8 protein-coding genes are annotated in these 11,155 nt (G+C 71.3%); 4 read left to right on the top strand and 4 right to left on the bottom strand.

Translation table 11 applies throughout. The features are described from left to right. The 3 genes from GXP76_RS30400 to GXP76_RS30390 form a co-directional block, all read left to right on the top strand. On the top strand, window positions 1-972 hold a 972-nt coding region (locus tag GXP76_RS30400; RefSeq protein WP_242574836.1), incomplete at its 5' end, for a hypothetical protein. Window positions 973-1,179: 207 nt separating this feature from the next. Continuing rightward, a complete protein-coding gene (locus GXP76_RS30395; protein WP_242574835.1) occupies window positions 1,180-4,485 on the top strand; it encodes a S8 family serine peptidase in 3,306 nt (1,101 codons plus the stop codon). A gap of 213 nt (window positions 4,486-4,698) precedes the next feature. After that, entirely contained in the window at window positions 4,699-5,727 is a 1,029-nt protein-coding gene (locus GXP76_RS30390) for an aspartate-semialdehyde dehydrogenase (protein WP_242574834.1), read from the top strand. Window positions 5,728-5,770: 43 nt separating this feature from the next. Here GXP76_RS30390 and GXP76_RS30385 read toward each other — a convergent pair whose 3' ends face one another. Next, window positions 5,771-6,118, bottom strand: a complete 348-nt coding sequence (locus GXP76_RS30385; RefSeq protein ID WP_242574833.1) for a type II toxin-antitoxin system PemK/MazF family toxin — start codon at window positions 6,116-6,118, stop codon at window positions 5,771-5,773. Then, a complete protein-coding gene (locus GXP76_RS30380; RefSeq protein WP_242574832.1) occupies window positions 6,105-6,335 on the bottom strand; it encodes a ribbon-helix-helix domain-containing protein in 231 nt (76 codons plus the stop codon). The genes GXP76_RS30385 and GXP76_RS30380 overlap by 14 nt, the downstream gene beginning before the upstream one ends. Before the next feature lie 103 nt (window positions 6,336-6,438). Between GXP76_RS30380 and pepN the strand changes: the two genes are divergently transcribed. Next, the gene (pepN, locus tag GXP76_RS30375; protein WP_242574831.1) at window positions 6,439-9,009 is read left to right on the top strand and encodes an aminopeptidase N; all 2,571 of its coding nucleotides are present in this window, start codon (window positions 6,439-6,441) and stop codon (window positions 9,007-9,009) included. Window positions 9,010-9,167: 158 nt separating this feature from the next. Here the strand turns inward: pepN and GXP76_RS30370 are convergent, their stop codons facing one another. Further along, window positions 9,168-9,404 (bottom strand): hypothetical protein, encoded by a 237-nt coding sequence (locus GXP76_RS30370; RefSeq protein WP_242574830.1) that lies wholly within the window; start codon window positions 9,402-9,404, stop codon window positions 9,168-9,170. Between the two features lie 58 nt (window positions 9,405-9,462). Beyond that, the coding region (gene malQ / locus GXP76_RS30365; protein ID WP_242574829.1) for a 4-alpha-glucanotransferase at window positions 9,463-11,155 on the bottom strand (1,693 nt) is incomplete at its 5' end.

Here is an 11,155-nt window from a genome sequence, read left to right as displayed (position 1 = left end):
TCCGCCGCGCAGTTGCGCGAGCACGGAGTCGGCGCGGCCGGCGCCGCCGCGCGATGCGCGCCCGGGGGCCCCTGGCAGCAGTTGCTGCCAGGGGTGTTCCTGCTCCATCAGGGGCCGCCCACCAGCGAGGAGCGCCTGCACGGGGCCCTGTTGTACGCGGGCCGCCGCCCGGACGTCCCGGCGCAGCCGGGCGGCTCCGGGGCCGGGGAGGCCGACGACATCGCCATGATCACCGGCCTCGCCGCCCTCACCCTGCACGGCCTGCCGTCGGCCCCCGCGCTGACCGCGCTGGACCATATCGACGTACTGGTCCCCCGCACCCGCCGGCTGCGCTCCACCGGCTGCGTCCGCATCGTGCGCACCCACGCGCTGCCGGGGGCGGAGCGGGTCACCGGCCTGCCGGTGGCCCCGGTGGCACGCGCCTTGGCCGACGCGGTCGCCGGGCTCACCGACCCGGCGGACGTCACCCGCCTGCTCACCGAGGCCGTGCGCCATGGGTACTGCGAACCGGCCTCCGTCGTACGGGAGTTGACCCAGACCCGGCTGCTGTCCCGGCCGCACGTCGTGGACGCGGTGGACTCACTGCTCGCCGCCGGACGGGCCGTCGCCGAGGGCCGGCTCTACGAGATGGTGCGGGCGTACGGGCTCCCCGAGCCGGTCTGGAACGTCGGCCTGCGCCTGCCGGGCGGCCCGCACCTGGGCGGCCTCGACGCCTACTGGCCCGACCACGCGGTCGCCGTGGAACTGGACACCCGCGCACCGCGCCGCGGCAGGACCCCGCAGGACGAGGCCGCGTGGTCCGAGTACGCCCGCAAGCGCGAGCACTTGGAGCGCCTGGGCATCACGGTGGTCCATCTGACCCCGCGGAAACTGCGGGACTCGCTCGAACTCCAGGCGACGGTGGTCCGCACGGCCCTGCTGACCTCCGCCGACCGCGAGCCCCCGGCCCGGGTGATCGTGCTGCCGAGGTGACGGCTGTGGGGCTCGGCCGGGGGCACTGCCGGCCGAAGAAGGCCCGGATATAAGGGGGTTGGTCCCTGATGGCGGAGGCCGCGCGGTGGCGGATGTACGCCACCGGCACTTCCCCGTACCGACAGCTCTCCACAAACCCTGGTCATTTACGCAAAGCTGAGCGGTCATCCGGTACCGAATTCCGGACTGTCTCTTTCACAACCAGGGATGCTGATGACCTCCGAATCCGAGAGCTCCATATCCGGGCCGAGACGCGTGGCTCGGGTCGCCGCCGCCACGGGCCTGGCCGCCGCGCTGATAGCCACCGGCGCGCTGCCTGTCTTCGCCGCTCCGGCTGCCGACGACCCGGCCGCCTCCGCACCTGTGAAACCCGCCAAGTCCGCCTCCGAGAAGCTCGGTTCGGCCGACGTCGATCTGCTGGACAAGGCGGTGGCCGAGGGGGACAAGAACGTCACCGTCATGGTGGCCACGGCCCCGGGCCAGACCGAGCAGGTCTCCGACCAGTTCGACGCCGTGTCCGGCGCGGTGGTCGGCAAGACGTACGACAAGCTCGGTTACGTACGGGCCACCCTGCCCACCGGCAAGGCCGAGGCCGCGCTCAAGGCGGCCGGGAAGCTCTCCTCCGTCCACGGCATCGACCTCAAGCACGAGATCGAGCTGGACGACCCGACGCCCGCCGCCGACACGGTGAAGGGCGCCGCGAAGGCCGCGGGCGCCCAGGCCGCGACCGCGCCCGGCGCGAACACCCCGGCGAAGAATCCGTACAACCCGTCCTTCGAGACGGGCGCCGTCGACTTCGTCAAGCAGAACCCCAAGGCGGACGGCCGCGGGATCACCATCGGCATCCTCGACTCGGGCATCGACCTGGGCCACCCGGCGCTCCAGAAGACCACCACCGGCGAGCGCAAGATCGTCGACTGGGTCACGGCGACGGACCCGGTCAACGACGGCGACGGCACCTGGCGCCCGATGCAGCTCGACGTCAAGGGCCCGTCGTTCACGGTCAACAACCGCACGTACACGGCCCCCGCCGGCAACTACAAGTTCAACCTCTTCGCCGAGTCCGCCACGCTCGGCGGCGACATGGCCGGGGACCTGAACCGCGACGGCGACACCACCGACGTGTGGGCGATGCTGTACGACCCGGGCACCCGGACCGTGCGCGTCGACCTCAACAACGACGGCAAGTTCGGCAACGACACGGTGATGAAGCCGTACAAGAACGGCTTCCAGGTCGGCTACTTCGGCGAGGACGACCCGAAGACCGAGATCGTCGAGCGCATCCCGTTCGTCATCGAGGTCCGCCAGGACGTCGTCAACAACTCGGGCGTCAAGTCCGACTACGTCAACATCGGTGTCATCGAGGGCTCGCACGGCACCCACGTCGCCGGTATCACCGCGGCCAACAGCCTGTTCGGCGGCAAGATGAACGGCGCGGCGCCCGGCGCCAAGCTGGTCTCCTCGCGCGCCTGCACCTGGAGCGGCGGCTGCACCAACGTCGCCCTGACGGAGGGCATGGCCGACCTCGTCATCGAGCGCGGTGTGGACATCGTCAACATGTCGATCGGCGGTCTGCCGGCGCTGAACGACGGCAACAACGCCCGCGCCGAGCTGTACACCCGGCTCATCGACACCTACGGCGTCCAGCTCGTGATCTCCGCGGGCAACTCCGGCCCCGGCCTCAACACCATCGGTGACCCGTCCCTGGCCGACAAGGTCATCTCGGTCGGCGCCTCGATCTCCAAGGAGACGTGGGCGGCCAACTACGGCTCGGTCGTGTCGAAGAAGTACGACATGCTGCCGTTCTCGTCCCGCGGTCCGCGTGAGGACGGTGGCTTCGCGCCGATCATCTCGGCCCCCGGCGCCGCCATCAACACCACGCAGACCTGGTCGCCCGGCGGCCCCGTCGCCGAGGCCGGCTACCAGCTGCCGCCCGGCTACTCGATGCTCCAGGGCACCTCGATGGCCTCTCCGCAGGCCGCCGGCGCGAGCGCGCTGCTGCTGTCGGCCGCCAAGCAGAAGGGGGTCGAGCTGACCCCCGCGAAGCTGCGGACGGCTCTCACCTCCACCGCCACCAAGATCGCCGACAAGCAGGCTCACGAGCAGGGCGCGGGTCTCATCGACATCGTCGGCGCCTGGGACGCGATCAAGGACGGCGCGAAGGCGCACGAGTACGGCGTCAAGGCTCCGGTCGACACCGCGATCGACTACGCGCTGAAGACGCCCGGCTTCGGCACGGGCCTGTACGACCGCGAGGGCGGCCTCCAGGCCGGCAAGGCCCGGACGTACGACATCACCATCACCCGCACCACCGGCCCCAAGAGCCTGGTGGAGCACCACCTCAACTGGAAGTACAACGACGGCACCTTCAAGCTGCTGAGCGGCAAGAAGGTCAAGCTGCCGAAGAACAAGGCCGTCACCGTCACCGTGCAGGCCAAGGCCGACCAGGCGGGCGCGCACAGCGCGATCCTGGAGCTGGACGACCGCTCCACCACGGGCGTGGACAAGCAGATCCTCGCCACGGTGGTCGTCTCCAAGAAGCTGGCGAAGCCCTCGTTCACGTACTCGTCGCTGGGCTCGGTCGAGCGCAACGGCACCGAGTCGTACTTCGTCACGGTCCCCGAGGGTGCCAAGTCCCTGGAGGTCGCCCTCGGCGCACTCGCCGACGGCAGCCAGACCCGCTTCATCAGCCTCCACCCGTACGGGACGCCGGTCGACCCGACCTCGACCGTCAACTGCTACCCGAACTACTCGAACCCGGCCAACACCTGCCGTCCGGACCTGCGGTCCTACAGCGACCCGCAGCCCGGCGTCTGGGAGGTCGAGGTCGAGTCGCGTCGCACGTCGCCGCTGCTGAACAACCCGTACAAGCTCGATGTCGCCGTTCTGGGCGTCGAGTTCGACCCGGCGGTCAGCACCCTCCCCGAGGCCGGGATCGGCACGCCGGCCCCGGTCGAGTGGACCGTCACCAACAAGTTCGCCGCCCTCGACGGCAAGCTCGCGGGCGGCTCGCTCGGCTCGGCGAAGGTCGACCGGCCTTCGATCGGCCACGGCGAGGAGAAGGAGACCACCGTCACCCTCGGTGAGGGTGTCGAGCGGCTCGACGTGGCCATCGGCGGCGTCTCGGACCAGTCGGCGGACCTGGACCTCGCGGTCCTCAGGGACGGCGTGCTCGTCGGCCAGTCGGCCGACGGCGACTCCGAGGAAGCCGTCAGCCTGGTCAAGCCGACGGCCGGTGAGTACACCTTCGTGGTGGTCGGCTACTCGGTCCCGGCCGGGACCACCGAGTACGACTACCGCGATGTGTTCTACTCGGCGTCGCTCGGCAAGGTCACGGTCGGCGACGCCCCGGTGAAGCTCGCCAACGGCGCGTCGGCGGAGGTCTCCGCCGAGGTGACGGTGGCCGCCGCCGCTCCGGAGGGCCGGCAGTTCTTCGGCGAGGTCCAGCTGCTGAACGCGCGCGGTACCGCCGCGGGCACCGGCAGTGTCGTGATCGAGAAGGTCCTGCCGTAACGGCGTAACGCTCCCCGTACACCTCACGGGGGCATTCACGTGGCAGAAGGGGGCGGGCGTCCGTACGGGCGCCCGCCCCTCACGTGTGCCCGCCCGACCGTGTGACCCATGACGCACCCGTCCCGACCAGCGGAATGGATTGGACAAGCCGGGCTCGGGGAGACGCATCATGGACGCGGCACCCGGGCCGCATGTACGTACGGAGGAGTCCCTGTGAAGGTCGGAATCGTCGGAGCCACCGGTCAGGTCGGCACAGTCATGCGCACCATCCTGGCCGAGCGGGACTTCCCGGCCGACGAGCTGCGGCTGTTCGCCTCCGCACGCTCCGCGGGCTCCACCATCGAGTGGCGGGGCCGTCCGGTCACCGTCGAGGACGCCTCCACCGCCGACTACACCGGCCTGGACATCGTGCTCTTCTCCGCGGGCGGCGCCACCTCCAGGGCGCTCGCCGAGAAGGTGGCCTCCCAGGGCCCCGTCGTGATCGACAACTCGTCCGCCTGGCGCGGCCACCCCGAGGTCCCGCTGGTGGTCTCCGAGGTCAACCCGCACGCGATCGCCGACCGCCCCAAGGGCATCATCGCCAACCCGAACTGCACGACGATGGCCGCGATGCCCGTGCTGCGCCCGCTGCACGCCGAGGCGGGGCTGGTCGCGCTCGTCGCCACCACCTACCAGGCCGTGTCCGGCTCCGGTCTCGCGGGCGTCGCCGAACTGCACGACCAGGCCCGCAAGGTCGTGGAGACCGCCGACCGGCTGACCTTCGACGGCGAGGCCGTGGAATTCCCCGAGCCCACCGTCTACAAGCGCCCCATCGCCTTCAACGTGCTGCCGCTCGCGGGCTCGATCGTGGACGACGGCTCCTTCGAGACGGACGAGGAGCAGAAGCTCCGCAACGAGTCCCGCAAGATCCTGGAGATCCCGGAGCTGAAGGTCTCCGGGACCTGTGTGCGGGTGCCGGTCTTCTCCGGGCACTCCCTCCAGGTGAACGTCCGCTTCGAGCGCCCGATCGGCGTGGAGCGCGCGTACGAGCTGCTGAAGGACGCACCCGGCGTCGAGCTGTCCGAGATCCCGACGCCGCTCCAGGCCGCCGGCAAGGACGCCTCCTACGTGGGCCGCGTCCGCGTCGACGAGACGGTGGAGAACGGCCTGGCGCTGTTCGTCTCGAACGACAACCTGCGCAAGGGCGCGGCGCTGAACGCGGTACAGATCGCGGAACTGGTCGCCGCGGAGCTGCGCGGCTGACGCGGGGCGCCGTTCATGGTGCGGGCGCGGTGGCGGGGCGGCGTCACAGGGCGAGGTGCCGCCGGAGCGCGCTGTCGACTTCGGTCATGAGTGCGACCGGAACTGCTCCGATCCGGTGCAGCACACGCTCCACCGCCACCGCGCGCACCTGTTCGCACTGGGCCTTGGAGTCCTTCGGCAGCCCGCACTCCCCACCGCGCAGAAGTACCTGGAACGGAAAGACCCGCGAGACGTTCGAGGTCAGCGGGACGACGGTGACGACGCCCCGGCCGAGACGCTGCACGGTCCGGCCGGCCGCGTCGTTCGAGACGATGACCGCGGGGCGTGCCTTGTTGGCCTCCGCACCACGCACGGGCTCGAAATCGATCAGGTAGATGTCACCTCTGCGCATCGGCGAGCCCGTCTGCCACTGTCCGGTCCCAGATGGCGGCGTCCTCGCTCGCGTCCCACTCGTTGAACGCGGACTCGTAGTCCGCCTCCAGCTGCGAGGCGCGCAGCAACTCGATGGCGGCGTGTATCACCGCCGACCGCGAGTTGGCGGCGGTCTGGGAGGCGAATTCGTCGACGAAAGCGACATCTTCCTGCGGAAGACTCACACTGATCTTCATACCACCGATGCTACCCGAGTAGGAACACTCCCGCTACCCGGGTGCCATCGCGCTGCCTCATGGAAGGATGGGCCAAAACGTACCGATCCGAGGAGCTGACCGGGTGCCTGGCACAAATCTGACCCGCGAGGAGGCGCAGCAGCGGGCGCGCCTTCTCAGCGTTGACTCGTACGAGATCGACCTCGATCTCGGCGGCGCGCAGGAGGGCGGGACCTACCGGTCCGTCACGACCGTGCGCTTCGAGAGCGCGGACGCCGGGGCGGAGACCTTCATCGACCTGGTGGCGCCCGCCGTGCACGAGGTGGTGCTGAACGGCAAGTCGCTGGACGTGGCCGCGGTCTTCCGTGACTCGCGCATCGCGCTGCCCCATCTGCGCCAGGGCGCGAACGAGCTGACGGTGACCGCGGACTGCGAGTACACCAACACCGGTGAGGGTCTGCACCGGTTCGTCGACCCGGTCGACCAGCAGGCTTATCTGTACACGCAGTTCGAGGTTCCGGACGCGCGGCGCGTGTTCGCGTCGTTCGAGCAGCCGGACCTCAAGGCGACGTTCCGGTTCACCGTGACGGCGCCCGAGGGCTGGACCGTCATCTCGAACTCCCCGACGCCGGAGCCCGATGCGAACGTCTGGCGTTTCGAGCCGACGCCGCGCATCTCGACGTACATCACCGCGCTGATCGTCGGCCCGTACCACTCGGTGCACAGCACGTACGAGAAGGACGGGCAGTCGGTGCCGCTCGGCGTGTACTGCCGGCCCTCGCTGGCCGAGTACCTGGACGCGGACGCGATCTTCGAGGTCACCCGGCTCGGCTTCGACTGGTTCCAGGAGAAGTTCGACTACGCCTACCCGTTCGCCAAGTACGACCAGCTGTTCGTGCCCGAGTTCAACGCGGGCGCGATGGAGAACGCGGGCGCCGTCACCATCCGCGACCAGTACGTCTTCCGCTCGAAGGTGACGGACGCGGCGTACGAGACGCGTGCCGAGACGATCCTGCACGAGCTGGCGCACATGTGGTTCGGCGACCTGGTCACCATGGAGTGGTGGAACGACCTGTGGCTGAACGAGTCGTTCGCGACGTACACCTCGATCGCGTGCCTGGCGCACGCCCCCGAGTCGCGGTGGCCGCACTCGTGGACGACGTTCGCCAACTCCATGAAGACCTGGGCCTACCGGCAGGACCAGCTCCCCTCGACGCACCCGATCATGGCGGACATCACCGACCTCGACGACGTGCTCGTCAACTTCGACGGGATCACGTACGCGAAGGGCGCCTCCGTCCTGAAGCAGCTCGTGGCGTATGTCGGGCAGGACGAGTTCTTCCGGGGCGTGCAGGCGTACTTCAAGGCGCACGCGTACGGCAACACGCGCCTCTCCGATCTGCTGGGCGCGCTGGAGGAGACCTCCGGGCGTGATCTGAAGACCTGGTCGAAGGCATGGCTGGAGACGGCCGGCATCAACATCCTGCGGCCGGAGATCGAGCTGGACGAGTCGGGGCACGTGGCCTCCCTCGCGGTACGGCAGGAGGCGCCCGCGCTGCCTCCGGGCGCCAAGGGCACGCCGGTGCTGCGCCCGCACCGCATCGCGATCGGCTGCTACGACCTGGACGGGGACGGCAAGCTGGTCCGTACGAGCCGGATCGAGCTGGACGTCGACGGCGAACTGACCCAGGTGCCGTTCCCGCACAGCACGCCGCGTCCGGCGGTGATCCTGCTCAACGACGACGACCTGTCGTACGCGAAGGTCCGCCTCGACGAGGAGTCGCTGCGGGTCGTCACCGCCCACCTCGGGGACTTCACCGAGTCGCTGCCGCGCGCGCTGAGCTGGGCGTCGGCGTGGGACATGACGCGCGACGGCGAACTCGCCACCCGTGACTACCTGGCGCTGGTGCTGTCCGGCATCGCCAAGGAGACGGACATCGGCGTCGTGCAGTCGCTGCACCGCCAGGTGAAGCTCGCGCTGGACCTGTACGCGGCGCCGGAGTGGCGCGAGGCGGGGCTCTCGCAGTGGACGGAGGCGACGCTGGCGCATCTGCGCACCGCGGAGCCGGGCAGCGACCACCAGCTCGCGTGGGCGCGCGCCTTCGCGGCGACGGCCCGTACACCGCAGCAGCTGGACCTGCTCCAGGGGCTGCTGGACGGTTCGGAGTCGGTCGAGGGCCTGGCCGTCGACACCGAGCTGCGCTGGGCGTTCGTCCAGCGGCTGGCGGCGGTCGGTCTGCACGACGAGGAGGAGATCGCCGCGGAGTACGAGCGCGACCGCACGGCGGCGGGCGAGCGGCACGCCGCGGCGGCCCGCTCGGCGCGGCCGACCGCCGAGGCGAAGGCCGAGGCGTGGGCGTCGGTCGTGGAGTCCGACAAGCTCCCGAACGCGCTCCAGGCGGCGGTCATCGGCGGCTTCGTCCAGACGGACCAGCTCGAACTGCTGGCGCCGTACACGGAGAAGTACTTCGAGGCCGTCAAGGACGTGTGGGACTCGCGCAGCCACGAGATGGCGCAGCAGATCGCGCTGGGCCTGTACCCCGCGCTCCAGGTCGCGCAGTCGACCCTGGACGCGACGGACGGCTGGCTGGCCTCGGCCTCGCCGAACGCGTCGCTGCGCCGTCTGATGTCGGAGTCGCGCGCGGGCGTGGAGCGCGCTCTGCGCGCCCAGGCGGCGGACGGTGCGGCGGGGTGACGCCCTGAGGTGACGGAGTCGGGGGTGGGGCCGGTCCTGTCGGGGCCGGCCCCACCCCCTTTCCGTGGCGGGCGGCAGGTGCGCGTTCGCGGGGGCGGGAGCGCGCAGAGAGGCGCCGCGCGGTGTGCCGCGCGGCGCCTCTCACGGAGGGGAGGTCGTCAGACCCGGTGTTCCTTCTTGGACTTGTCGAGGACCATCACCAGTCCGGCGATCACCGCGAACAGCACCAGGGGCGCGGCCACGTACAGACCGAGGGTCTCCCCGATCGTCAGGCCCGGACCCGGGTCGTCGCCGTCGTCACGGGTCACGGCGAGCACGGGGGACGACATGAGCAGCATCATCAGCGTCGTTCCGGCCATGACAGCGCCGGCGCGCAGGGCGTTCTTCTTGTCCACGGTGCCAACGTAGCGAACGCGTGGCGCGGGTGCGCGGCCGGGGGTCCCGTAGAAGGCGTCAAGTCCCGACAGAAGGCCGCAATACGCCCATCAGGCCGTGCAGCCGGGGCGCGGCGGCCAGCTCCTCCAGCGTCATCGGCCGGCCCGTCGCGTCGGCGACCGGCAGGCGCCAGTTCGGGTACTGGTCCCAGGTGCCCGGCAGGTTCTGCGGCCGGCGGTCGCCGACCGCGTCGGGCAGCCAGACACCGACCATGCGGGCGGGAGTGCGCAGCAGGAAGCGGTAGACCGCGCGGATCTGCTCCTCCTCGTCGCCCCCGTCGGGCGGCAGCAGGCCGAGCCGGGTGAGTGTGCCCAGCCAGTCGGCGACCTCGGCGGACTCCTCGTGCTGCTCCTGCTCCAGCGGGCGGCCGAGCAGTCCGAGCCGGTGCCGCAGCTCCACGTGTTCGCCGGTCAGGCGCGCGGCGGTGGACGGCAGGTCGTGGGTCGTGGCGGTGGCGACGCAGTCCTCGCGCCAGCTCTCCGGGGCCAGCGGGCGGCCCGTGCCCTCCCAGTCGCGCTCGAACCAGAGCACGGACGTGCCGAGGACTCCGCGCCGGTGCAGTGCCTCGCGTACGCCGGGCTCGACCGTGCCGAGGTCCTCCCCTATGACGACGGCGCCCGCGCGGTGTGCCTCCAGGACGAGGACGGCGAGCATCGCCTCGGCGTCGTAGCGCACATAGGTGCCCCGGGTGGGTTCGGCACCCGCCGGGACCCACCAGAGCCGGAAGAGGCCCATCACATGGTCGATCCGCAGGGCGCCGGCGTGGGTCAGCAGGCCGCGGAGCAGGCCGCGGTACGGCGCGTAGCCGGAGGCGGCGAGGACGTCGGGGCGCCAGGGCGGCAGCCCCCAGTCCTGGCCGTGGGCGTTGAAGGCGTCCGGCGGCGCGCCCACGGACATGCCCTCGGCGAAGGCGTCCCGCTGCGCCCAGGCGTCGGCGCCGCCTGGGTGCACGCCGACCGCGAGGTCGTGGACGACGCCGACGGCCATGCCCGCGTCGCGGGCGGCGCTGCCCGCCGCCGCGAGTTGTTCGTCGGTGAGCCAGGCGAGCCAGCTGTGGAAGTCGACGCGGTCGATCAGTTCGTGCCGGGCGCGGCTCGTCTCGGCGGAGCGCGGGTCGCGCAGGCCCGGCGGCCAGTCGTGCCACTCGGAGCCGTGCACCTCTGCGAGCGCGCACCAGGTGGCGTGGTCCTCCAGTGCCTGGCCCTGCTCGGCGAGGAAGTGGTTGTACGCGGCGCGGCGGCCGGGTCCGAGGGGCACCTCGCGCACGATGCCCAGGGCCTGGCGCTTGAGGTCCCACACGGCGTCGCGGTCGATCAGCGCGCCCTTGTCGAGGACCGCGGCGCGCAGTCCGGCGGCCTGCTCCAGCAGCCCGTCGAGCCGCGCGGTGCCCAGGCCGGTGACGTACGCGTACTCGGGGACGGCCTCGACCCGCAGATGGACGGGGTCGGGGAAGCGGCGCGAGGAGGGGCGGTACGGCGAGGGGTCGGTCGGGTCGCCGGGGACGGCGGCGTGCAGCGGGTTGATCTGGACGAATCCTGCGCCCAGTTCACGGCCGGACCAGGTGGCGAGTTCGGCGAGGTCGCCGAGGTCGCCCATGCCCCAGGAGCGGGTGGACAGCAGGGAGTAGAGCTGGACGAGGAAGCCGTGTGTGCGGGACGGCGGCTGCGGCACCTCGCGCGGCGCGACGACGAGCACGGAGCCCGCCGTACGG

The sequence above is a fragment of the Streptomyces sp. NP-1717 genome (genome assembly GCF_022695985.1).
GTDB lineage: Bacteria > Actinomycetota > Actinomycetes > Streptomycetales > Streptomycetaceae > Streptomyces.
This window is presented reverse-complemented; position numbering and strand designations above follow the sequence as displayed.